This is a genomic window from Haloparvum alkalitolerans, assembly GCF_055381565.1.
The window spans coordinates 438,986-461,880 of the sequence record NZ_AP043938.1; the positions used below are offsets into that span (position 1 = coordinate 438,986).

21 protein-coding genes and 3 tRNA genes are annotated in these 22,895 nt (G+C 71.5%); 14 read left to right on the forward strand and 10 right to left on the reverse strand.

Features of this window, described 5'->3' with window-relative positions:
* Window positions 1-44 precede the first annotated feature (44 nt).
* On the forward strand, window positions 45-488 hold the full coding sequence (locus ACZ432_RS04595) for an acyl-CoA thioesterase (RefSeq protein ID WP_426962996.1): 444 nt from the start codon (window positions 45-47) through the stop codon (window positions 486-488).
* A gap of 391 nt (window positions 489-879) precedes the next feature.
* Here the strand turns inward: ACZ432_RS04595 and ACZ432_RS04600 are convergent.
* A tRNA-Lys gene (locus ACZ432_RS04600) sits at window positions 880-953 on the reverse strand.
* A gap of 205 nt (window positions 954-1,158) precedes the next feature.
* Between ACZ432_RS04600 and ACZ432_RS04605 the strand changes: the two genes are divergently transcribed.
* The gene (locus ACZ432_RS04605) at window positions 1,159-2,628 is read left to right on the forward strand and encodes a DHH family phosphoesterase (RefSeq protein WP_426962995.1); all 1,470 of its coding nucleotides are present in this window, start codon (window positions 1,159-1,161) and stop codon (window positions 2,626-2,628) included.
* 35 nt (window positions 2,629-2,663) lie between these two features.
* Here the strand turns inward: ACZ432_RS04605 and ACZ432_RS04610 are convergent, their stop codons facing one another.
* The 5 genes from ACZ432_RS04610 to ACZ432_RS04630 all read right to left on the reverse strand — a co-directional run bounded on the left by ACZ432_RS04610 (window position 2,664) and on the right by ACZ432_RS04630 (window position 6,921).
* Entirely contained in the window at window positions 2,664-3,281 is a 618-nt protein-coding gene (locus ACZ432_RS04610; RefSeq protein WP_426962994.1) for an RAD55 family ATPase, read from the reverse strand.
* 3 nt (window positions 3,282-3,284) lie between these two features.
* A complete protein-coding gene (locus ACZ432_RS04615; RefSeq protein WP_058366126.1) occupies window positions 3,285-3,581 on the reverse strand; it encodes a PRC-barrel domain-containing protein in 297 nt (98 codons plus the stop codon).
* A gap of 84 nt (window positions 3,582-3,665) precedes the next feature.
* On the reverse strand, window positions 3,666-5,921 hold the full coding sequence (locus tag ACZ432_RS04620) for an LUD domain-containing protein (RefSeq protein ID WP_426962993.1): 2,256 nt from the start codon (window positions 5,919-5,921) through the stop codon (window positions 3,666-3,668).
* Window positions 5,914-6,474, reverse strand: coding sequence for an LUD domain-containing protein (locus tag ACZ432_RS04625; RefSeq protein WP_426962992.1), 561 nt, complete (start codon window positions 6,472-6,474; stop codon window positions 5,914-5,916). The genes ACZ432_RS04620 and ACZ432_RS04625 overlap by 8 nt, the downstream gene beginning before the upstream one ends.
* 189 nt (window positions 6,475-6,663) lie before the next feature.
* Window positions 6,664-6,921: a hypothetical protein gene (locus ACZ432_RS04630; protein ID WP_058366123.1), complete on the reverse strand. Its 258-nt coding sequence runs from the start codon at window positions 6,919-6,921 to the stop codon at window positions 6,664-6,666.
* Between the two features lie 138 nt (window positions 6,922-7,059).
* Between ACZ432_RS04630 and ACZ432_RS04635 the strand changes: the two genes are divergently transcribed.
* Window positions 7,060-7,863 carry an inositol monophosphatase family protein gene (locus tag ACZ432_RS04635; protein WP_426962991.1) on the forward strand — a complete coding sequence of 268 codons (804 nt, stop codon included), beginning with the start codon at window positions 7,060-7,062 and terminating at the stop codon, window positions 7,861-7,863.
* 31 nt (window positions 7,864-7,894) lie between these two features.
* Here ACZ432_RS04635 and ACZ432_RS04640 read toward each other — a convergent pair whose 3' ends face one another.
* The gene (locus ACZ432_RS04640) at window positions 7,895-9,118 is read right to left on the reverse strand and encodes an HD domain-containing protein (protein ID WP_426962989.1); all 1,224 of its coding nucleotides are present in this window, start codon (window positions 9,116-9,118) and stop codon (window positions 7,895-7,897) included.
* A gap of 138 nt (window positions 9,119-9,256) precedes the next feature.
* On the opposite strand from ACZ432_RS04640, the gene ACZ432_RS04645 reads away from it, so the two are divergent.
* The 3 genes from ACZ432_RS04645 (at window position 9,257) to ACZ432_RS04655 (ending at window position 11,690) form a co-directional block, all read left to right on the forward strand.
* Window positions 9,257-9,859 (forward strand): metal-dependent hydrolase, encoded by a 603-nt coding sequence (locus ACZ432_RS04645; RefSeq protein WP_426962988.1) that lies wholly within the window; start codon window positions 9,257-9,259, stop codon window positions 9,857-9,859.
* A 134-nt stretch (window positions 9,860-9,993) separates the two neighbouring features.
* Window positions 9,994-10,761 (forward strand): archaeal proteasome endopeptidase complex subunit alpha, encoded by a 768-nt coding sequence (gene psmA, locus ACZ432_RS04650; protein ID WP_426962986.1) that lies wholly within the window; start codon window positions 9,994-9,996, stop codon window positions 10,759-10,761.
* Window positions 10,762-10,838: 77 nt separating this feature from the next.
* Window positions 10,839-11,690: an MOSC domain-containing protein gene (locus ACZ432_RS04655; protein ID WP_426962985.1), complete on the forward strand. Its 852-nt coding sequence runs from the start codon at window positions 10,839-10,841 to the stop codon at window positions 11,688-11,690.
* A gap of 154 nt (window positions 11,691-11,844) precedes the next feature.
* Here the strand turns inward: ACZ432_RS04655 and ACZ432_RS04660 are convergent, their stop codons facing one another.
* Window positions 11,845-12,579, reverse strand: a complete 735-nt coding sequence (locus tag ACZ432_RS04660; RefSeq protein ID WP_426962984.1) for an SDR family oxidoreductase — start codon at window positions 12,577-12,579, stop codon at window positions 11,845-11,847.
* A 120-nt stretch (window positions 12,580-12,699) separates the two neighbouring features.
* Between ACZ432_RS04660 and ACZ432_RS04665 the strand changes: the two genes are divergently transcribed.
* The 4 genes from ACZ432_RS04665 (at window position 12,700) to ACZ432_RS04680 (ending at window position 15,734) form a co-directional block, all read left to right on the forward strand.
* A complete protein-coding gene (locus ACZ432_RS04665; RefSeq protein ID WP_426962983.1) occupies window positions 12,700-13,851 on the forward strand; it encodes a metal-dependent hydrolase family protein in 1,152 nt (383 codons plus the stop codon).
* Window positions 13,852-13,947: 96 nt separating this feature from the next.
* A complete protein-coding gene (locus ACZ432_RS04670; protein ID WP_426962982.1) occupies window positions 13,948-15,279 on the forward strand; it encodes a helix-turn-helix transcriptional regulator in 1,332 nt (443 codons plus the stop codon).
* Between the two features lie 105 nt (window positions 15,280-15,384).
* Window positions 15,385-15,459 (forward strand) — tRNA-Glu (locus ACZ432_RS04675).
* A 200-nt stretch (window positions 15,460-15,659) separates the two neighbouring features.
* Window positions 15,660-15,734 (forward strand) — tRNA-Glu (locus ACZ432_RS04680).
* Between the two features lie 60 nt (window positions 15,735-15,794).
* Here the strand turns inward: ACZ432_RS04680 and ACZ432_RS04685 are convergent.
* Both ACZ432_RS04685 and ACZ432_RS04690 read right to left on the reverse strand, forming a co-directional pair.
* Window positions 15,795-16,829 (reverse strand): glycosyltransferase, encoded by a 1,035-nt coding sequence (locus tag ACZ432_RS04685; RefSeq protein ID WP_426962981.1) that lies wholly within the window; start codon window positions 16,827-16,829, stop codon window positions 15,795-15,797.
* A 46-nt stretch (window positions 16,830-16,875) separates the two neighbouring features.
* Entirely contained in the window at window positions 16,876-17,829 is a 954-nt protein-coding gene (locus ACZ432_RS04690; RefSeq protein ID WP_426962980.1) for a glycosyltransferase, read from the reverse strand.
* Window positions 17,830-17,957: 128 nt separating this feature from the next.
* Between ACZ432_RS04690 and ACZ432_RS04695 the strand changes: the two genes are divergently transcribed.
* The 4 genes from ACZ432_RS04695 to ACZ432_RS04710 all read left to right on the forward strand — a co-directional run bounded on the left by ACZ432_RS04695 (window position 17,958) and on the right by ACZ432_RS04710 (window position 22,772).
* On the forward strand, window positions 17,958-19,349 hold the full coding sequence (locus ACZ432_RS04695; protein WP_426962979.1) for a sulfatase: 1,392 nt from the start codon (window positions 17,958-17,960) through the stop codon (window positions 19,347-19,349).
* A 180-nt stretch (window positions 19,350-19,529) separates the two neighbouring features.
* Window positions 19,530-20,531, forward strand: coding sequence for a lysylphosphatidylglycerol synthase transmembrane domain-containing protein (locus tag ACZ432_RS04700; RefSeq protein ID WP_426962978.1), 1,002 nt, complete (start codon window positions 19,530-19,532; stop codon window positions 20,529-20,531).
* A gap of 109 nt (window positions 20,532-20,640) precedes the next feature.
* Complete coding sequence (locus ACZ432_RS04705) at window positions 20,641-22,029, forward strand: glycoside hydrolase family 68 protein (protein ID WP_426962977.1); 1,389 nt, start codon at window positions 20,641-20,643, stop codon at window positions 22,027-22,029.
* Between the two features lie 263 nt (window positions 22,030-22,292).
* Complete coding sequence (locus ACZ432_RS04710; protein WP_426962976.1) at window positions 22,293-22,772, forward strand: redoxin domain-containing protein; 480 nt, start codon at window positions 22,293-22,295, stop codon at window positions 22,770-22,772.
* The last annotated feature ends 123 nt before the right edge of the window (window positions 22,773-22,895 follow it).

A 22,895-nucleotide genomic window follows, 5' to 3' on the forward strand; every position in this document is an offset into this window, starting at 1 on the left:
GCCGCACGGCCAACGCTCAAGGCGGCCGGCCGCGACCATCGACCATGACGGACCTGGTCGACACCTACCTGGAGAACCGCTCGCGGATCCAGCCCAACCACACGAACAACTACGACACCGCCCACGGGGGCAACGTGATGAAGTGGATGGACGAGGTGGGCGCGATGTCCGCGATGCGCTTCGCGGGCGAGACCTGCGTCACCGCCAACATCGAGGGGATGGACTTCAAGCGCCCCATCCCCGTCGGCGACACCGCGGTGATCCGCGCGTACGTCTACGAGGCCGGCCGCACCAGCGTCCGCGTCCGCCTGCAGGCGTTCCGCGAGCAACCCCGCACCGGCGAGACCGAACAGACCACCGAGTCGACGTTCGTCTTCGTCGCGGTCGACGCCGACAACGACCCGACGCCGGTCCCCGAGCTCACCGTCTCCACCGACCGCGGCCGCCGACTCAAGGAGGCGGCGCTGGCGACCGACCAGGGGGAGTGATCGTCGGCGACTCGGGGGATCTCTCCGAGAACGCCGAAAGGCTCAGAAGCGTTCCGCGCCAACATGACCCATGGGAGACCGTAGCTGCAAGCGCGTGTTCTGTCCGGCGTGTGACGCCCCCGCGACGGACATGGACGAGGAGTGTCCGGAGTGTGGCGCGTCGCTGGAGACGGAACCAGCATAGCCTCGGAAGCGAGTGACAGAATTTTCTCAGAAGCGGCTGGCAAAAAGGGTCGGAAAAGGCCTCGCTGTCGCTCGACGATTAGTGTACGGGCCGGGGGGGAGTTGAACCACGGTCGTACCGCTCGCTTCGCTCGCTTTACTCTCTGGTTCAACGCCCTCCACTCCTCACACGGCCGCCGCTCGCGAACGTTGCTCGCGGCGACAGAAACGGGCCGGGAGGGAGTTGAACCCCCGACCGACGGATTAAGAGTCCGTCGCTCTCCCTGACTGAGCTACCGGCCCTCACTCCTTCGTACCGGCGTCGCCCTAAAAGGCGTTTCCTTTTGGCGGTCCCGCGTGGGTGGTCCGCACGCCACATCGCGGGACGGCACCGCGGTCGCCTTCGCCACGGCAAACAGAACGGAGGGCGCTCGCAACGGCGGATACGGGGCCGTCGGGGTCGCAAGCGCGCCTGTTAAGTGTCGGCCGACCCGAGACGCGACAACCAATGAGTGCAGGCTCCGGTGGTTCATCGCGGACGCGGTACGCGATACTCGGGTGTGGGAGCGTGGGCCATGCGGTCGCGGAGGACCTGACCGACCGCGACCGGGACGTGCTGATACTGGACCGCGACGAGAGCCGAGTCGAGGCGCTGCGCGACCAGGACCTCAACGCACAGGTACAGGACATCGCCGCTGAGGGCGTCGGCGAGGCGGTCGCGGACCGCGACATCATCCTGATCCTCGCCTCGGACGTGGAGGCGAACAAGGAGGCGGTGAAGGCCATCCGCGAGCGCGGCGGCGAACACTACGTGGTCGTGCGCGCTTCCGACCCCGTCAGCGAGGACGAACTCCGCGACCTGGGCGCGGACGTGGTGATCAACCCCTCGACGGTGATCGCCGACTCCGCGCTCCGCTCGCTGGAGACCGGCGAGTTGGAGTACATGGCCCGCCAGCTCGCGGACATCCTCCGCGAGACCGGCGAGTCCGACGGCCGGCTGGCGATCCTGACCCACGACAACCCCGACCCGGACTCAATCGCCTCGGCGACGGCCCTGCAGGCCATCGCGGAGGCGTACGACGTCGACGCGGACATCCTCTACACGGGCGACGTGGGACATCAGGAGAACCGCGCGTTCGTCAACCTGCTCGGGATCGACCTGCTCTCGCGCGAGGAGGCCGATCCGCTCGACGCCTACGAGACGATCGCCTTGGTCGACCACGCCAAGTCCGGCGAGCCGGAAATGGAGATCGACGCCGACGTCGACGTCTACATCGACCACTACGAGGCCGACGCGGAGGTCGACGCCCGCTTCGTCGACGTGCGCACGAACGTCTCCTCGACCTCCACGATCCTCACGAAGTACCTCCAGGAGTTCGACCTCTCGCCGTCGGAGGCGGTCGCCACGGCGCTGCTGTACGGCATCCGCGCGGAGACGCTGGACTTCAAACGCGACACCACGCCCGCGGACCTGACCGCGGCGGCGTACCTCCATCCGTTCGCGAACCACGACACGCTCGAACAGGTGGAGTCGCCGTCGATGAGCCCGGAGACGCTCGACGTGCTCGCGGAGGCGATCCAGAACCGCGAGGTGCAGGGGAGCCACCTCTTCTCGACGGCCGGCTTCATCCGCGACCGCGAGGCGCTCGCGCAGGCGGCCCAGCACCTCCTGAACCTGGAGGGGATCACGACGACGGCCGTCCTCGGCATCGCCGACGAGAAGATCTACCTCTCCGCGCGCTCGAAGGACATCCGGATCAACATCGGCAACGTGCTGCAGGAGGCGTTCGAGGACATGGGCGACGCGGCCGGCCACTCTACGCAGGGGTCCGTCGAGATCCCGCTCGGCATCTTCACCGGCATCGAGACCAGTGACGAGAACCGCGACACGTTGCTCCAGCTCACCGAGGAGGCGGTCCGCCGCAAGCTCTTCGACGCGATGGGCGTCGAGGGCTCCGAGGGATCGAACGGGTCGTAGAGCGGCCGTCGGGGACGCCGCGGTGACGGCCGCACTCAGGCGATGTCCCGGCTGGTGTCCACCTCGACCGCGTCGGCGAGCTTCACCTTTATCGGCTCGGTGAGCGCCGCGCCGTTCCGGAACTTCGTCACGTGGAGCCGGTTGTCGATCGACAGCGAAGTGTGGCTGAGCTCCAGCGAGCAGACCACGTCCGCGAGCGCCAGCGTCCGGACGCGACCGTCGTCGAGTCCCGGCTCCTCCAGGCAGTGTAACAGCGCCGCACCCCCCTCCGCCTCGACCGCGTCGCTCACGGCCGCGACGACGCCCGCCCCCCGCCGGCGTTCCATCCGTTCGAGCGGGTTCATCACGTCGATCACGACCCGGCCGCCGGTCGGCAGGTCGCGGAGGACGCCGGCGGGGTCGGTCGCGAGGGCCTCCGCGTCACACTGGCGGACAGTGACGTCCTCGACGCCGGCGGCCGCCAGCGACTCGCGGACCGACCGCTCCGGGCGCAGCGTCGTGAGGTACAGCGTCGGGCCGGCCGCCGCGAAGGCGGTCGCCAGGAGTTCGCTCTGGGACTCCGGCGGCGCGACGAGCGCGACGACGCTCCCCGACACCAGCCCGCCGTCGAGCCGCCGATCGAGGATCGGGACGCCGGTCGACAGTCGCGTCACGCGTCAGACGGCCGCTTCCTCGGACTCCTCCTCGCCGCGGTCGAGGCGCTCGATGACGTCGTTGACGAGGATCACGTCGCCGACCGCCCGAACCCACCGATACGGAACGATGACGCCGGTGTTGCGTCCGATGTCCGTCCCCGCGAACAGCTCGCCGTTCAACTCCGCCAGCGCGAGCCCGGTGACCGACTCGGCGTCGAGGTCGAGGCGCACGTCCTCGACCTCGCCGACGAACACGCCGTTGTTGGAGTAGACCTCGCGGCCGACGAGGCTCGTGATCTCCTCGGGAACTGCGTCCATACCCGTGTGGTCACGAGCGCGCCTAATAAGCGTTCGTTGTCCGCCGACGCGCGTCTGACGGTCGGACGGGAGAGGCGACTTCCCCTACGAGGTCGGCTGCTCTCGCGGTGCGATCAGCTCGATCGGATGCCGGGCCGGCCGGTCCAACAGCGCGTCGAGCTGTTCGCCGCAGGAGGTTCCGGTCGCGACCAGCGTCCGGTCGCTCCCCCCGAACTGCTCGACCAGCGGCTCGCCCACGTCCAGACTCAGCTCGTAGTAGTCGGCCTTGTAGCCGAACGAGCCGGCCATGCCGCAACACTCGGTGTCGGACTCCAGCACGTCGAAGCCGGCGCGCTCCAGCACCTCGGTCGCGTGGGCGGCCACGCCGACCGTCCGCGCCTGACAGTGCGGGTGATAGGCGACCTCGCGGTCGCGGCCTCCTTCGTCCCCCCCGCCGTGGACGAGCGCGTCGAGCCCGCCACCCGCGTCGTTGTCGATCAGGCCGTGCACGTACTCCATCGCGTCGTAGGTGCCCTCGGCGATCCGATCGAAGGCAGCCGGCGCCAGAAACTTCTCGTACTCCGAGCGGACCATCGCGAGGTCGCTCGGCTCCACGACCACCAGGTCGCGGCCGGCGTCGAGGTGCCCGGCGACCGCGTCCGAGAGGGCCTCCGCCCGCGCCTCTGCAGTCGCGACCATCCCCTGCGAGAGCGGCGGCCGGCCGCTCGGCGGCAGGTCCGGGACGCGGACGTGGACGCCGAGGGCTTCGAGGGTCCGAACGGTCGCCTTCCCGCGGTCCGGATCCACGTAGTTCGTGTACGTGTCGGGGTAGACGACCGCCTCGCGCTCGGCCTCGTCGGCGGCGACGGCGGGGCCGCCCCGCGCCGCGAACCACTCGACGAGGCTCTCGGACGCGAACTCCGGGAGATCGCGCCGGCGGTCGATCCCCGCGACGCGCTCCAGGACTGACCGGACCGGACCGGCGTTCGCGAGGCGGTTCGCGACGGGGGCGGTCCGGTGGCCCCATTCCGCCAGCGTCGCGTAGTTCCCGACGAGCCGCGTGCCCAGGTCCAGGCCCGCGGGCTCCTCGTCCGGCGTCAGCCCGTCGACGAGGTGGTCGAACTCGCCCGCGCCGGCCTCGCCGCGGTTGATCCGGTCGCGGACGACCGTGTTGATCCACGGGATGTCGATCTCCACCGGACAGCCCGGGACGCACCGCGAACAGCCGGTACAGAGGTCGTTGAACTCCGCGGCGGTGTCGAGCCCCTCGATGCCGGCCTCCCAGCCGCCAGCGATGCCGCCGGTGTACGTCTCGCCGCCGAAGACGTGGCCGCCGACGCTCCGGAAGTTGCCGCAGGAGTTCGCGCAGGCGCCACACCGGATGCAGTAGAGCGTCTCCTTCAGGTCCTCGTCGTCCCGCATCGCCAGTCGCCCATTGTCGATCAGGACGAGGTGGAACTCGCGGTCGGGGTTCGCTTCTCCGGAGGGGCCGGGTTCTTCGTCGACGAGCGGCGCGTCCGGGTCGGAGAAGTCCGGCACCGGGCTCGCGGTCGGCGGGGTCAGGAGGGAGGTGTAGACGGTCAGGTCCTGGCCGGTGCCGGAGCGACCGAGCAGTTCCACGAACGGCTCCAGGTCCTCGACGGTCGGGATCACCTTCTCGACGCCCGCGACGGCGACGTGGGTGTCCGGCGTCGTCGCGACCTTGCGCGCGTTCCCCTCGTTCGTCACGAGCGCGATGGAGCCGGACTCCGCGACGACGAAGTTCGCGCCGGTCATCCCCACGTCCGCGGTGCGGATCGTCTCCCAGAGCTTCTCGCGGGCGAACGCGGTCAGCTCCTCGGCGGTCTCGGGCGGGTCCGCGAGGTCGAACTCCGCGGCGATCAGCTCCGCGATGGCCTCGCGGGGCTTGTGCGCGGCGGGCCCGACGAGGTGGGAGGGGGACTCGCCCGCCAGTTGGATCACCCACTCGCCGAGGTCGGTCTCGACGGCGTCGACGCCCGCCTCGGCGAGCGCGTCGTTGACCTCGATCTCCTCGGTGGTCATCGACTTCGACTTCACGACGGTGTCGGCGTCGCCGACGGTCTCGGTGATGTACCGGTTCGCGTCCGCGGCGTCGTCGGCGACGTAGAGCGTGCCGCCGTTGGCCTCGACGCTCTCGCGAAGGTCCTCGATCAACTCCGGCAGGCGCTCGATGGCGTCCTCCTTCGTGGCGCGAGCGCGGCCCTTCAGCGTCTCGTAGTCGGGCAGGTCCCGCACCGCCTCCCGGCGGCCCTCCTCGTGGCTGCGCGCGTGGTGGCCCACGGAGTCGCCCTCCTCGCGCATCACCTCCCGGATGCGGGCCGCGCGGTCGGACTTACTCATCGTCGCCCTCCGCCCGGTCCGCGGCCGTCGCGTCGTCGCCGTCGTCGCGGTCGTCGCCGTCCTCGACGACCACGACGTGCACCTCGCCCGGCCCGTGCGCGCCCACGACGAGTTCGCCCATGTCCGCCGTCGCGCTCGGACCGGTGGCGAGCACGCCCGACCCGCCGTTCCGCAGGACCTCCCCGTACTGCGCCACGGCGGCCGGCACGTCCGGGAGGACCGCCGACTCCCGCACGACCGCGACGTGTCTGAACGGGTAGAGGCTCACGGGCTCGACGCCGGCGGCGTCCGAGGGGAGGTGGACGCTCCCGGTCTCCGCGACCGCGAACCCCGCGGGCGTGACGCCCGTGTCCGCAGCCTCGAGGTCGCCGTTCGTCGGCGCCGTCTCGACGGCGTCGGGCAGCGCGAGGCCGTCGCCGAGAGGGACGCCGACCGCGTCGCCCTCGACCGCCGCCGCGACCGCGTCCGCGCAGTCGGCCGGCGTCGCCCGCGAGTGCTCGACACCGAGGTCGTCGAGCGCCCCGACGAACGCCGGCGTGTGTGTCTGGCTCATACCCACACCTTCGGCCCGCGGTACAAGGATGTTCGCTCCGCGGCGGTCCGCGTCGGGACCGAGGGGACGGCAACACCGACCGCGGTGTTACATAAATGGCGGCGGAACGCAGTCCGGAAGCCTCACGACGCACAAAACCCGCTCGAAAAGGACGACGGATGACGAGAGCCGACCGCGCGACCGTCCTGATTACCGGCCGCCGTCGGTGTAGATCCGGTCGTCGACAACCCGGTCCGCCGCCGCGTTGGCCTCGGCGGGCGAGGGGCGGGTGCCGTCGGCGACCGTCTCCGCGAGCTCCGTCGCGAGCGCGTAGACGGCGCGGCCGTCCGCGCGCGTGGCGACGCGCTCGAACGTCGGCTTGTAGCTCGCCGCGCTGCGGGAGCCCTCCTCGTCGAGGCTGGCGTCGATGGCGTACTCGAGCTGTCGGACCGCTTCCTCCGGGCGCATGGGGAGACGTACCGGTTCGGTCCTCTTAAGGGTACCCTGATTCGGAACCGAGTTAATCGTCGGGGCGATCCGCGGCCGGCGAGCGCGGTCGCGTCACCGAACCGACGCGTATACGGGGCGCGGTCGCGCAGGGCGGGTATGAGCGAGGATCGGGCCGAGGACCGGGCGACGGTCGCGGAGCGCGCGGCGCGGGCGGGGTCGCGCGTGGCCCACGAGCACTTCCGAACGGACATCGCGGTGGAGACGAAGGCGAGCAAGACCGACGTGGTGACGGAGGCGGACCGGGCCGCCCAGCGCGAGGTGATCGACGTGATCCGGGGGGCGTTCCCGGAGGACGCGATGGTCGGCGAGGAGGACGACGAACTGAAGGCGGTCCCCGAGACCGGCGCGGCGTGGGTCATCGACCCCATCGACGGGACGAACAACTACGTCCGGGGGATGCGGACGTGGGCCACCGCGGTCGCGGCGGTCGCGGACGGGGATCCGGTGGCGGCGGCCTCGGCGCTCCCGGCGCTCGGCGACGTGTACACCGCCGACGAGTCGGGCGCGTACCGCGACGGCGAGCCCGTCGCCGTCAGCGACGTGAGCGACCCCGAGACGGCCGCCGTCGTCCCGACCATCTGGTGGCCGCGCGAGGAGCGCGACCAGTACGCTCGCGCCTGCGAGGCGATCGTCTCGCGGTTCGGCGACCTCCGGCGGTTCGGCTGCGCGCAGGCCGCGCTCGCTTCCGTCGCTGAGGGCGCCATCGAGGGCGTGATCACCAACGTCGACTGCAACCCGTGGGACTCCGTCGCCGGCGTCCACATGATCCGGCGGGCCGGCGGCACCGTGACCGACCTGGACGGCGACCGCTGGCGCCACGACTCGACCGGGCTGGTCGCCTCGAACGGCGCCCTCCACGACGAGGTGCTGGCGGCCGCCAACGAGATCGACCCGCGGTAGCCGTCTCGGCGCCGGCGCCGTCCCCGTCGGCCTACTTCCCGAACTCGTCCAGCGTGGTCGGCAGCCCGCGGCGCACGTCGCTAATCAGGGTGTCCGCCTCCAGGCCGAGGACGCTCGCGGCCGCCCGGCCGACGCGGTCGGTGGCCGGAGCGGGCGCGTAGACGCCGAGGCGCCACTGGTTGCGCTGGGCGGTCCGGAGCGCGGAGACGAGCGGCGACTGCTTCTCCAGCCGCCGGACCTCCCCGCCGACGACCACGCGCGCGGTGGACTCGCGCATCGACGGCTCCGACGGGACGTCGAGGATCACGTCGGCGTCCGTCACGCCCGCGGTCGCGGCGATCTCCGCCTCGAGGTCCCGCACCCGCTCGTGATCGGCCTCGCGGACCGACTCCGGCACGTCGCCGTACTCGGCCCACACCGCGCGCTTGTAGAGGTCGCGTCGGTCGTACCGGCCGACGAGGCCGCCGCTCTCCGGGTTCGTGCGCAGCGCGACGAGCAGTTCGTGGTCGTCCATCCGCCGCACCTGTCCGGCAGTCACGTCCGGCGCCTCCAGCAGGCGCTCGGCGGCGCGCCGAAGCATGGCCTTCGAGATCCGCGCGACGTGGTGGGTGTAGACGACAGGATTCATCAGCGCCCGCGCCAGCAGGAGGCTCTCGGCGGTCTGGACGTTCCCCTCGTCGAGGACGAGTTCGCCGTCGACGAACGTCAGCTCGCGGACCAGCCGCCCTGTGTCGATGGTGCCGTAAGGGACGCCGGTGTGGTGGGCGTCGCGCACGAGGTAGTCCATCCGGTCCACGTCGAGTTCCCCCGAGACGAGTTGGCCGAACTGTCCCTCGCCCGCGACGAGGTCCGCGACGCGGCTCGGGTCGAGGTCGTGCTCGCGCAGGACCTCGCCGACCGCCCCCTCCGCGAGCAGTCCGTCCACGTCGTCGTGGTACTTGCCCGTGTGACGGTGGGTGAGCTCCTCGATGTTGTGGCTGAAGGGTCCGTGACCAACGTCGTGGAGCATCGCGGCCGCCTCCACGCGGTCGGCCCGCTTGCCGTCGACGCCGAGGTGCGCGAGCGCCTCGGAGGCGAGGTGGTAGACGCCGAGGCTGTGCTCGAACCGGGTGTGGTTCGCGGAGGGGTACACGAGTTGGACCGTCCCCAACTGCTTGACGTGTCTGAGCCGCTGGACCGCCGGCGTGTCGAGGAGGGCCGCGGCGACGCCCTCGACCTCGATGTGGTCGTGGACGCTGTCCTTAATCGTCGTCATGGGCGCGCTTCGCGGCGGAGGACTAAAAGGAATTGCCGCACGGACCGGCCGTGACGCCCGGTCGCACGGCTCCCGTGACCCGGTCTTGAAGTCCGGGGACACCCTTATGCCCTTCTGTCGCCTCGGTTGGGACGAAACATGATGCAGACGACCCACGCGCTGGCGGGGATGGCGCTCGCGGTGCCCGTCGCCCTGCGGTCGCCCGAGCTTGCCCCGCTCCTTCTGGTGGCCGGACTCGTCGGCGGCGCCCTGCCGGACCTGGACCTCTACCGGGGGCACCGCCGGACGCTTCACTTCCCCGTCTACTACACGGTCGCCGCGGCGCTCCTCGCGGCCGCGGCGGCGGTCGCCGGCGGCCCGTGGCTCCTCGCGGCGGCGGTGCTGACGGCGGCCGCCGCGCTCCACTGCCTGATGGACGTGTTCGGGGGCGGGCTCGAACTCCGCCCGTGGGAGGGCCGGTCCGACCGCGCCATCTACGACCACGCGCGCGGCAAGTGGATCGCGCCCAGACGGTGGATCCGGTACGACGGCTCCCCCGAGGACCTGGCCATCGCGGCGGTCGCCGCCGCGCCGGTGCTGTACGTGGCGGATGGGCCGCTATGGATCGCGGCCGTCGGAATGCTCGCGGTCTCGGCGGTCTACGTGGCGCTTCGACGCCGTCTCCCGGAGATCGCGGCGGCGCTCGCGTCCCGGGTGCCGTCGCGCTTCCGGGAGTACGTGCCGCGTCGCTACTTCGAGTGACTGGGACGGGTCTCGCTTCGAGCGGGAAGAGGGCCTCGGCGGCCGCGGCGTGGGCCGGTTAAGGAGGGTTTTTCCCTGCCGGGCGTGTACGGGACGCTAATGAACGCACGCCGAACGACGCAGGACGGAGGGCGATGATGCAGGGCAACGACCAGCAGGCGTACGACCGCGGGACCTCGCTGTTCTCCCCGGACGGCCGGATCTACCAGGTCGAGTACGCCCGCGAGGCGGTCTCGCGCGGCGCGCCGAGCGTCGGCGTCCGTACCGAGGACGGGGTCGTCCTCGCGGCGATGAGCCGCGCCTCCTCCTCGCTGATGGAGGCGGAGAGCATCGAGAAGCTCCACAAGCTCGACGACCACGTCGGCACCGCGAGCGCGGGCCACGTCGCGGACGCGCGCCAGCTGATCGACTTCGCGCGCCGGCAGACGCAGATGAACCGGCTCCGCTACGGCGAGCCGGTCGGCGTCGAGACGCTGACCAAGCACGTCACCGACCACGTCCAAGAGAACACGCAGCTGGGCGGCACGCGCCCGTACGGCGCCGCGCTGCTCATCGGCGGCATCGAGAACGGCGAGCCGCGCCTGTTCGGCGCCGACCCCTCGGGCACGCCCCACGAGTGGAAGGCGACCGTCATCGGCGGCGGCCGGCAGGACATCCAGTCGTTCCTGGAGGAGGAGTGGAACGCGGAACTCACCGTCGAGGAGGGCGTCGAACTCGCCGTGCGCGCCCTTCGCGTCCACGAGGAGGACCTCGACGCGGACGACATCTCCGTCGCCACCGTGACCGAGGACGGCTACCGCGTCCTCTCGGAGGACGAGATCGACGACGTCGTCGCCGGCCTCCCGGACGAGGACGACGGCGAGGACGCGACTGACGACGACGCGACTGACGACGAGGAGTAACGCGACCGCCCCGCCGAGCCGGCGCGCATCCGGCCCGGCGACGACATTTCTTTCATTGCGCGTCCCCACCGGATCCCATGACACGCGTCGACCGGTTGATCGCCTATCCGGTGAAGTCGATGGACGGAGCCGACCGCAAACGGGCGCGACTCCCGGAGGACGCGCCGCTCGCGGGCGACCGCTCGTACGCGGTGCTCGAAGCGGACGCGGACCCCGAGACCGCCTCCGTCGGCGGCGGGGGCGGCTACGTGAACGGCAAGAGCGAGCGCCGCGTCCACGAGGTTCGCGCCTCCTACGACCTCCCGCAACCGGCCGACGCGACGCCCGCGAGCGTCACGCTCGCGACGCCGGACCGCGGCCCGCGGACGTTCGACCTGCCGGGCGGGACGGAGGCCATGGCCGCGTGGCTCGGTGAGCACTACGGCTATCCCGTGCACGTGGTCCGCGACGACGGCGGGTTCCCCGACGACGCGAGCGCGCGCGGCCCCACGGTCGTCTCGCGTGCGACGCTCGCGGAGGTAGCCTCGTGGTACGACGGCGTCGACGCCGACGAGATGTGTCGGCGACTGCGACCGAACGTCGTCCTCGCGGACTGCCCCGCGTTCTGGGAGGACCGCCTGTTCGCCGACCGCGCGTCGCGGGTCCGGTTCCGAGTCGGCGACGCCGAGCTGCTGGGCGTCAACCCCTGTCAGCGGTGTGTCGTGCCGAGCCGCGACCCGGACACCGGCTCCGAGACGCCGGGGTTCCGGGAGACGTTTCTGGAGCGCCGCCGCGCCACCATGCCCGAGTGGTCGGGCGGCGACTGGTTCGACCACGACTTCCGGCTGATGGTGAACACGGAGACGCCGGCGGCGACCGCGGGCGCCGAGATCGCGGTCGGCGACGAGGTCGAGGTGCTGGGGACCACGTCGGCCCCGGAGTCGGCGTAGCCGTCGCTGGCCGCCGCGAACTGGCGGGCCGTCAGTTCGCGGGCCGGGTCCACGCGGGCGCGGACCGTGGCTGGCCGGTCGCCGTCGCCCGCGACGCCCGGCCGTGGACCGATCGGCGCCGTCTCCCTTTTGAACGTTCGGCCGGCGCGAGGCGCTACAGGCCCGTCAGCTTGTCCCGGCGGTAGAGGTCGAGCTCCTGGACCGTTGAGCCCTCCTGGCCGGCCGCGAACGCGATCGCTTCGGCGACCTCCTCGGGTTCGGTGACCTCGCCGGGGTCGAAGCGCTCCTCGAACGCCTCGCCGTCCGCCTCGCCGAACCGCGTTCTGACCTCGCTCGGGTTGATCACGGAGACGCCGACGCCCTCGTCGCCGACCTGCGCCGCGACGCTGTGGGCGAACCCCCGGACCCACCACTTGGTGGCGGCGTAGACGGGGTTGTACGACCGCGGATACTGCCCCGCGAACGACCCCACGACGACGAGGTTCCCGGACGCCGCCACGAGGTGCGGCAGGGCCGCCCGCGTCAGGTAGAACGTGCCGTCCACGTTGGTCTCCTGCATCGCCTCGTAGGCCTCGTCGCTCATCGTCGCCACGTCGCTCCCCCGGCCGACGCCCGCGTTCGCCACGACGGCGTCGAGGCCGCCGAACCGGTCGACGGTCGCCTCGACGGCCGCGACCACCTCGGCGTCCCGGCGCACGTCGGCGGGGGCGACCAGCACCGCGGCGTCGTGCCGGTCGCGCAGATCGTCCGCGAGCGCGCGGAGGTCGTCCTCGCTCCGCGCGCAGAGCGCCAGATCCGCCCCTTCGGCGGCCAGCGTGCGCGCGGTCGCCGCGCCGATGCCCGAACTCGCGCCCGTGACGAGCGCCGTCGATGTGGACAGGTCGACCATGGTCCTCGGTAGCACCCGTATGCTCCTGGCTCCGCGTTCTCCGGCGATCTTCGCCGGCTGTTGACGCGTCGGAACTGCCGAGACCCCACGCTTTAGGACCGCAGCCGGCAAGGACCAGCCATGCACGTGTTACGAGGCGGACGCGTCGCGGACGCCGACGGCACCCGCGAGGCGGACGTGGCGGTCGAGGACGGCGAGATCGTGGCGGTCGGGGACCTCGGCCGCGGCGAGACCGAGACGGACGTCTCCGGGAAGGTCGTCGCACCGGGGCTGATCGACGCGCACGTCCACCTGATGATGGACGGCCGGCCGGACGTGGCGAGCGCGACCGACGAGAGCGCCTACGAGGCCGCGTATCGCGCGACGGAGAACCTGTCGGCCGCGCTGCGCGCGGGCGTCACGACCGTCCGCGACCTGGGCGCGCGCGACACGCTCGCGCTCGACGCCGCCCGCATGGTCGAGGAGGGCGTCGTCGACGGGCCGCGCGTGCTCGCGTGCGGACAGAACGTCATCATGACCGGCGGCCACGGCCACTGGTTCGGTCGGGAGGCGGACGGCCCCGCCGAGGTGCGGAAGGCCGCCCGCGAGCAGCTCCACCGCGGCGCGGACGTGATCAAGTGCATGGCGACCGGCGGCGTCCTCACCGAGGGCGCGGTCACCGGCGCGCCGGAGCTGACGCCGGACGAGCTGGAGGCCGTCGTCGACGCGGCGGCGCCGACGAACACGCCGACCGCGGCCCACGCCCACGGCGACGAAGGGATCCGAAACGCCGTCGAGGCGGGGATCACCAGCATCGAGCACGGCACCTTCATGAGCGCCGAGACGGCGGAACGGATGGCCGAGAAGGGGACCTACTGGGTGCCCACCGCGAGCGCGCTCCACGGCATCGTCGAGAACGGCGTCGAGGCGGGGATCCCGGAGTCCGCGGTCGAGAAGGCCGAGGTCTCCGCGGAGCACTTCGCGGACGCGTGGGACCGCGCGCTCGACGCCGGCGTGACGGTGGCGATGGGAACCGACGCCGGAACCCCGTTCAACGACTTCGCGGAGATTCCTCAGGAGATGGTCCACATGGTCGAGTACGGGCTGTCGCCGGCCGAGGCGCTGGAGGCGGCGACGGTCAACGCCGCCGACCTGCTGGGTCTCGACGACGTGGGGCGCGTCGCCGAGGGGCACCGCGCCGATCTCGTCGTGCTCGACGCCGATCCGAACGAGGACGCGACGGCCTGGCAGTCGCCCGAGTCCGTCTTCGCCGCGGGCGACCGCGTCGCCTGACCGGCCCCGGCCCCGACGGTGGGGACGGCCATCGTCGCATCCGCCGACCGGCCGCGGTCATAAGCGCTTTTTACTGCCGGAGCGGGCCTTCAGGTAATGGGCCGTCGGCCACTCCTCGCTATCGCGCTCGTCGTCGCCGTGTTCGCGGCGTCGGGCTGCGGCGCCGCGGCGGTCGCGGCCGCCGGTTCGGCGGGCGGCAGTTCGCCGGTCGCCGCCGCCGCGGGCGAGCGCCCGGCGCTGGGCGACTCGACGGCGCCCGTGAGCGCCGCGGCGCAGGACGGGAGCTTCGAGCGGAGCGTCGTCCGCATCAGGGTGACCGCGGAGGGCGACGGCGTCTGGACGTTCCGGTACGAGCGACCGCTGGAGACCGACGACGAGCGGGAGGCGTTCGAGTCGTTCGCCGCGGAGTTCCGCGAGAACGAGACCGACCGCTATCGGGCGTTCACGGAGGACGCGCGCGGGCTGGTCGCCGACGGCGAGGGGGTCGTCGACCGCGAGATGAGCGCCGGGAACTTCTCGCGTGACGCGTTCGTGCGCTCGAGCCTCGGCAACGACATCGGCGTCGTCGAGCTCTCGTTCACGTGGTCGGGGTTCGCGGCGGTCGACGGCGACCGCGTCGTGGTCGGCGACGTGTTCGAGGGCGGCATCTACGTCGGGCCGGACCAGGAACTCGTCGTCGAGCCCGGCGAGGGGCTCGCGTTCGCGAGCGTCGACCCGCAGGCCACCCAGTCGAACCCCGACTCGCTGACCGACAGCGACACGGTCACCTGGAGCGGCGAACGCCAATTCACCGACCGTCGGCCCCGGGTCGTCCTCCGGCCCGCAGCCGCGATGGAGACGACCGACGGGACCGACGGAGGGACGGTGGGGGGGACCGGCAGCGCGCCCGCGACCGGCTCCCCGGTGACGGGGGAGGACGGGCCGTGGAGCGATCGGCTCCCGCTGCTGGCGGCGCTGCTCGGGGTGCTCGCGGTGCTGTCCGGGGCCGGACTGCTCGCGTCCCGATCCGCCGGTTCCGGCCTTCCGGGACCGATCGGGTCCGGATCGGGGGACCACGGCGCCGGGAACACCGCGGACGCCGCGAACGGGGCGGACGACGGGGCGGACGCAGGGGCCGGCGACGAGGGGGCGACCGGGGGAGAAGCCGCGGCCAGCGGGGCCGCGGCGACCGCCGAGCCCTCGGTCCCGGACGAGGAACTGCTCTCGGACGAGGACCGCGTCGTGCGACTGCTCCGCGAGAACGGGGGACGGATGAAGCAGCACCGCATCGTCGACGAGACGGGCTGGTCGAAGTCGAAGGTGAGCGTCCTGCTCTCGGAGATGGAGGAGGAGGGAGCGGTCTCGAAGCTCCGCGTCGGCCGCGAGAACGTCGTCAGCCTCGACGGGTCCGAACCGTCCGCGGCCGGGTCGCCGTTCGACGAGGAGTGACCGCCACGTCGGCCGATCGGACCGCGTCACGGCGGCACAATGTGGGGGCGAAACGCAACTGTTTTACTCGGGACCGGCATACCGAAGGGTGTACGCGACACCGTCGCTCCGATGGTGTAGTCCGGCCAATCATATTGCCCTCTCACGGCAATGACCAGGGTTCGAATCCCTGTCGGAGCATTTCTCTCGACGCCGCCACGACTAGCCCCGGCCCTCCCTCGACGCCACGCCGACTAGCCTCCCCTCTCCCTCGACGTATCGCGCTCGGAACTCCCTCGCGGGGACGCACCGCGATCGTCCCGCGTCACGCCGTCGCACGGCGATCCGAGATCGGAGCCGTTTTACGGGCCTCCGGCCAAGCCGTGAATGCGAAGACGGACGCTCCGATAGTGTAGTCCGGCCAATCATATTGCCCTCTCACGGCAATGACCAGGGTTCGAATCCCTGTCGGAGCATTTCTCTCGACCCCAACCCGACAGCCGCGGCCCCGTGGAACGGGTTCGACCGCGGTTGGGTCACGCCTCGCCGCGGTAGATCGCTTCCAACTCGTCGACCGTCCGGTCGACGGAGAACTCCTGCACGGCCTCGCGCGTGTCGCGGCCCCCGGTCAGGCAGTCCTCGACCGCGTCCCGCATCGACTGCACGTCGCCGAACGCGAAGCGGGCACCGTTGTCCGACCCGATGGTCTCGTCGAAGGGCGCCACGTCCGCGGCCGCGACCGGCGTGCCGCAGGCGTTCGCCTCCAGCGTCGACAGCCCCAGCGTGTCGCAGGTCGAGGCGGTGACGAAGACGTCCATCGAGGCGTAGAACTCCGGGAGCCGCTCGCGAGGGAAGAAGTCCCGGAACTCCACGTTCGCGGGGGCGTCCCGTTCCAGCGACTCACGCTCCGGTCCCTCGCCGACGATCACGTATCGGTACTCCGGCATCGCCTCCGCCAGCCGGAGTATCTCGTCGACGTTCTTCTTGGCCGAGAGGCGGCCGCTGTAGCCGATCACGGTCTCGTCATCGGGGAACATGCCGTCCGCGCCGGGACGGAAGGTGTCCATCTCGATGCCGACCGGGAGCTGTCGGTGCTCCACGTCGCGCCGGATCCGGGAGGTGGAGGCCGTCACGCAGTCGAACGACCGCAGGAACCGGTTCTCGTAGGCCACGTAGAGTCGCCCCGCGAAGTCCGCGGCGGTCTCCACCTTGAGCCCCTGGATCAGGTAGTCCTCGATGGGCGTGTGGTGGGTGTACACGGACGCGGCCCCGCGCTTGCGCGCGTACCGCCGGCCCATCAGGCCGGTCGAGGCCGGACCGTGACAGTGGACCACGTCGAACTCGGGCAGCGAGGACAGCCGCCGGTACAGCGGGAGCCGGTACTGCTCGTAGAAGGGGTTCGGGAGCGACGGGACGGGGAACTCGTGTGGACCCGGCTCGTAGTCGCCGTCGGGGTAGACGACGGACACCTCGTGGCCGCGGTCCTCCAGGCGATCCCGCCACGCCTGAATGGTGTAGGTCACCCCGTCGATGCCGGGGAAGTAGCTGTCGGTGAAGAAGCCGATCCTCATGGCTGGTCGGTGTCGCACGGGGTCGTTCGGCGTCGGCGGTCCGGGCTCATTCGTCCACCACCGCGTCGACGAACGCTGGCGCGCCGTTCTCATACGTCGGGCGCTCGTCGAGCGCCCGGAGGCGTTTCGCCTGCGTCACGGCCTCGCCGACGGAGCTCGCCCGGGCGACGCCCTCGATCCCTCGCTCCGCGGCGCCGTCCGCGATCGCCTTCTGGAACGGCAGGAACGGGTAGATCACGCAGGGCGTCCCCGCGACCACGGTGTCCGCGATGGAGGAGAAGCCGGTACAGACCACCACGTCCGCGGCGGCGGTGTACGGCGTCATCGTGGGCTTGGTCTCCCAGTCGTCGTCGCCGACGGTCCGCACGTCGAGGCCGTCCGCCTCCAGTCGCTCGCGGATCGCGTCGAAGTCCTCGCCGTGCGTGCCGGGGCTGAGGAGGACGTCGTACGGCTCGACGGCGTCGTCGGGGTCGCCCTCCTGTGCCAGCGGGCCGACGCGGGTGATCCCCTCGGGGGCCGGCTCGTCGGGCCACAGCGAGGTGACGACGATCCCCTCCGCGAACCGGAGCGAGACCTCGTTGTAGACGGCGAGCGGGGTGCCCCAGACGGGCCCGAACAGGTCCGTCGTCAGGTGGTCGATGCGGTAGAAGTCGAGCCCCTTCCGCGCCGCGCAGACCGCCGCGAACAGGTCGTCGGTCACGAGCACGTCGGGGTCCTCCGCGTCGAGCCACGCGGACAGCTCCCGCGTCCGGCGGACTGCGGAGGGCGCCAGGTCGAACAGCGAGTGGCGCAGGAAGTCGACCGGCCCGTCCCCCTTCACCGCCACCGTCGTGAGGTCCGGGTGGTCGAAGCCGTTCAGCTCCACGAACGGCTTCCCCTGCCCGCCCCCGGCCATCGCCACCTCGATGCCCCGGGACTCGAACTCCTTGGCGACCGGGATGGCCCGGGCCGCGTGGCCCGCGCCGTCACACCAGTAGACGATCGCCACCTTGTCGGTCATACGTGGCCCGTTCTCGCGGCCCGTATAAATCGGCCGCGACATCGCCGCGGTCGTCGACGAGGGTGGAGGGGGACCCTCGCCGCTCCCGGACCGGAGTACCTAACAGGCCGCACGCCCGGAGTCGACCCATGGACGACGCCGGTTCCGAGGAGAAGAACGTGGTGTTCCTGGTCCTCGACTCGCTGCGCAAGGACCGGATCTCGCCGTACAACGGCGACGTGGAGTTCACGCCCCACATCGGCGACCTGGCGGACGACGCCGTGGTGTTCGAGGACGCGGTCGCGCAGGCGCCGTGGACGCTCCCGTCGCACGCCTCGATGTTCACCGGCGAGTACCCGTGGGAGCACGGCACCACCCACGCGCGGAGCTACTTCCCGGCCGACCGCGAGACGTTCGTCGCCCGGTTCCGGGACGCCGGCTACCACACCGCCGCGGTCACGCCGAACGTCTGGATCACCCCCCACAAGGGGATGACCGACGACTTCGACGAGGTGGAGAACTTCCTCGGGACGGCGGACAACCCCCTGAGCGTCCGGCTCTCGAAGCTCGGCGCGCGGGCGTTCCACGCGCTCGGGTCGGGCACGCGCCGCCTGATCGGGCGCCAACTCGACCGCGTCTTCCGCCTGTTCGACGTGGACGACTCCTGTAAGTCCGCGGAGACGGTCGAGGCGGTGGAGGACTTCCTCGACGACCGTGCGGGAGAGAAGGCGGAGCCGTTCTTCCTCTACACGAACCTGATGGAGCCGCACGAGCCGTATCACCCTCCCAAGCGCTACCAGGAGAAACACGGCGTCGACCCGGACGCGGCCATCCCCCACCGACAGAAGGACGTGTTCACGATGGACGACATCGACTACGACGCGCTCCGAAAGGTGTACGACGCCTCCGTCGACTACACCGACGACCTCGTCGGGCGGGTCCGCGACGCGCTCGACAGGAACGGGCTCGCCGAGGACACCGTCGTCGTCCTGCTGTCGGACCACGGGCAGGCGCTCGGCGGCGCGGACGGGAGCTTCGGCCACCAGTTCACGGTCTCGGAGCCGGTCACGAACGCGGTCCTGCTGGTCGACGACCCGGACCGCGATGCCGGTACCGAGCCGGGGCTGACGGAGCTCCGCCGCCTCCACGACCTCGTGCCGGGATGGGCGGGGATCGCGCCGGAGCCGGAGCGAGGGAGTGCGGTCGCGGAGGTCGCGCGGGGCGGCATCGAGTACCCCGAGAACTTCACGGGCTTCATCCCGAGCGAGGCGTGGGACGACTACTACTGCAAGTACCGGTACGTCGCGGACGCGGACCACAAGGTCGTCAAGCGGATCGACGCCGACGGCGCCGCGACCTACGCCGCGGTCGACCGCGGGAGCGGGGAGTCGGTCCCCGTCCCGGCCGACCTCCGCGCTGAGGTGGACGCGATCGGCGACGTGGACGTCGACGCGGACGCCGACGCGGACGCCGAGCGGGGCGGCGGCCCCGAGGCGGACGAGGAGATCGCGGAGCGGCTCGAAGCCCTCGGGTACAAATAAGCCGCGGCGACCCCCGCCGCCTGGCGAGGGAGCCGCCCCGGGCGGGCGAAACGGGCAACCCTTTTGCTCCGGGGGGCGAGGTGCCGACAACCACCGGGCGTCGCCCGCGGGACCGCGCTCCGTCGCGTCGACTCGCGAGCGGGGGAGCGCCGCCGCACGCCGTCCGGCACTCACGACGCTATGAACGTATCACGACAGGTCGGTCGGAAGGGGGTCTTCTGGTTCGCGGTCGCCACCGTCCTGTTTCTGGCGCTGGTGTACCTCGCGGACCTCGACAAGTTCCTCGGGTCGATCCGGGCGGCCGACCCGCGCTTCTTCGCGGTCGCGCTCGGCGTCGGCTTCTCCTCGCTTTTGGTGTGGGCATGGGTCTGGCACCGCTTCTTCGGGCAGATGGGGATGGAGACGACCGTCTCCCGCACCCTCCGGATGTTCATGACGGGCCACTTCCTGAACTCCATCACGCCGCTCGGGCAGTTCGGCGGGGAGCCGGTGATGGCGTACATCGTCTCGGACAACACCGGCACCGACTACGAGCGCAGCCTCGCGTGCGTCGTCTCCGCGGACCTGATCAACGCGGTCCCCTTCTTCACGTTCACGCTCGGGGGCGTCGTCTACCTCGCGCTGCGGGGCGCGCTGACCGGCTTCCTCGCGGACGTGGGCGCGGCCGCGGTCGTGCTGCTGCTCGCCGCGTCGCTGGTGGCGTACCTCCTCTGGTCCGACGACGCGACGCTGTCGGGCGCGGTCGTCGCCGCCGTCGACGCGGTCGAGCGCCGGGTCGACCGCGGGGAGGGGTTCTTCGAGTCGATCCGCGAGCGCGTCCGCAACATCGAGTCGTCGTTCCAGGAGGCGGGCAGCGACCGGCGCTTCCTCGTGACGACCGCGCTCGGCTCGCACCTCGCGATCCTCGCACAGATCGTCTCGCTGTACTTCGTCCTCCTCTCGCTGGGGCTGGAGCCGGCGTTCGTCCCGCTGTACTTCATCGTGAACCTCTCGGTGATCGCGACCGTCTCGCCGACGCCCGGCGGCTCCGGCACCTACGAGGCCGCCTTCTCCGGACTGGTGACCGTCTTCTACGCCGTCGACCTGTCGGTCGCGCTGACCGCCGCGGTCCTCTTCCGGCTCACGACCTACTGGCCCGGCCTGCTCGTCGGCTACGCCTCGATGCTCACGCTCCGGGACTGATCCGCAGCTCGCAGGGGGAGTACCGGCGGAACTCCGCCGGAGTGGTTCATTAACTACCGACCGAGTACATGAAGAAAGAGTTTTTCGCACGACCCTCGCAGACGTGCGTATGGATCACACCCCTCGACGCGAGGAGGACGTTCCTCGACGCGAGACCGCGGAGACGCCCGCGTGGACGCGCGAGCAGGCGGCGGGGCTGGATCGGGACCCGGACGCGGTCGCACCGGTCATCTACCCGCCCGAGCACGACACCTTCGGCGGCCTCCACGTCTGGGACACGTGGCCGCTCCGCGCCCGCGACGGGAGCCTCGCGGAGGTCGGCGGCTACCGCGTCCTGATCGCGCTCACGACGCCGGACGACCTGCTCCCGGGCAAGCGACACGACGTGGCGCGCCACCACTACTTCTACGCCGCGGACGGCGAACACTGGACCCACGGCGGGCCGGTGTTCGGGGAGTCGGACGATTCGGAGCCGAACGACCCGCAGCGCCCCGAGAGCGTCGACGACGAAGGCGCGTCCACCGCCGTCCCCTACGGCTCCCGCCAGTGGGCCGGCTCCGCGATGTACGACGCCGAGGCGGACGAACTCTACTGCTACTACACCGCGGCCGGCCGCCGGGGAAGCGACGAGTTGAGCTACGAACAGCGCATCGCGGGCGCCTCGGGGGGATCCATCTCCGCGACCGGCGACGGCGTGGAGATAGCCGGCCCGTGGGACCACGAGGTCCTGCTGGAACCGGACGGCGACCACTACGAGCGCGAGGCCCAGTCGCGGGGGATGACCTACACCTTCCGCGACCCGTGGTTCTTCGAGGACCCCGCGACCGGCGAGACGTATCTGCTGTTCGAGGCGAACACGCCGGTCCCGGAGGGGTCGGACGCCTGCGGCGGCGACCCCGCCCAGCAGGAGTTCAACGGCAGCGTGGGCGTCGCCCACTCCCCGACCGGCGACCCGATGGACTGGGAGCTCCGGCCGCCGCTTCTCGAGGCCGTCTGCGTGAATCAGGAACTGGAACGCCCCCACGTGGTCGTCCGCGACGGTCGGTACTACCTGTTCGTCTCCAGCCACCTCCACACGTTCGCCCCCGGGCTGGAGGGGTACGACGCCCTCTACGGGTTCGTCGCCGACTCGCTCGGCGGCGACTACGAGCCGCTGAACGGCCACGGGCTCGTCGCCACCAACCCCGCGAACGCGCCGTTCCAGGCCTACTCGTGGGTGGTCTACCCGCACGCGGACGAACTGCTCGCGGTGAGCTTCTTCAACTACTACGACTACGCCGGCGAGAACCTCGACGGGGTCGCCCACCTGCCGGAGGAGGAACAGCTCCGCCGGTTCGGCGGCACGCTCGCGCCGACGCTCCGCCTCGACGTCGCGGACGCGGAGACGCGCATCGCCGGCACGCTGCGGCACGGTCACCTGCCCCTCCCGGACGAGGACCTGGAGCCCGTCGAGCGGCGGCTCGGGGCGACGAGCGCGACGGGCGCCTATCGGCGGTAGCTCCCGGTCGCTGGGCCGGAGACGACGGAGGTCGCCGCTGACTCCCCCTCGGACGCGTGTCCCGTGTCGAGTGTCGGAACCCGCCGAACGGGGCTGCAGCACTCGACCGTTCCTCCCGGAACCGCGACCGCACCGCGACCGCACCACAGCACCGTGGTCTCCGCTTCACTCCTCGGCCCCCTCAGCGTGCCAGCCCGGTTTCTCCCTTCGGAAACGCGGTCGGGCGCCCGCCATTTATGTCACTCGCGGGCCAAGTGTGGCCGATGTCAGCACCCGAGACCGGCGACGACGCACCGCGGTTCGAAGCGACGCTCGGCACGAGCGACCACGAGGCGTTCGCGCTCGCGGACCGCCTCGGGGACGGGCCCGTCGTGCTCGCGTTCTTCCCGGGCGCGTTCACCCCGCCGTGCACGAACGAGATGGTGGCGCTTCAGGAACGGCTCGGCGACTTCGAGGAGGCGGGGGCGACCCTCCTCGGGGTGAGCGCGGACTCGCCGTTCTCGCAGGGCGCGTTCCGCGACGAACACGGGATCGAGTTCGACCTCGTCAGCGACATGGCCGGGGACGCGATCCGGGCGTACGGACTGGAGATGGACATCGCGGAGCTCGGACTGTACGGGATCGCCAACCGCGCGGTATTCGTCCTCGACGCCGACGGGGCGGTGACCTACCGGTGGATCGCCGACGACCCGACGAACGAGCCCGACTACGGCGCGCTACTGGACGCCGTCGAGGCGGCGTAGGACCTCGCTTCGACCCACGACGGCCGACATAAGTAGCTCCCGCGCCGAGCGGAAGCCATGACCGACGAGAGCCGAGCCGCGACGGACCGTGTGCCGACCGACCGACCGCCGGCCGACCACCCC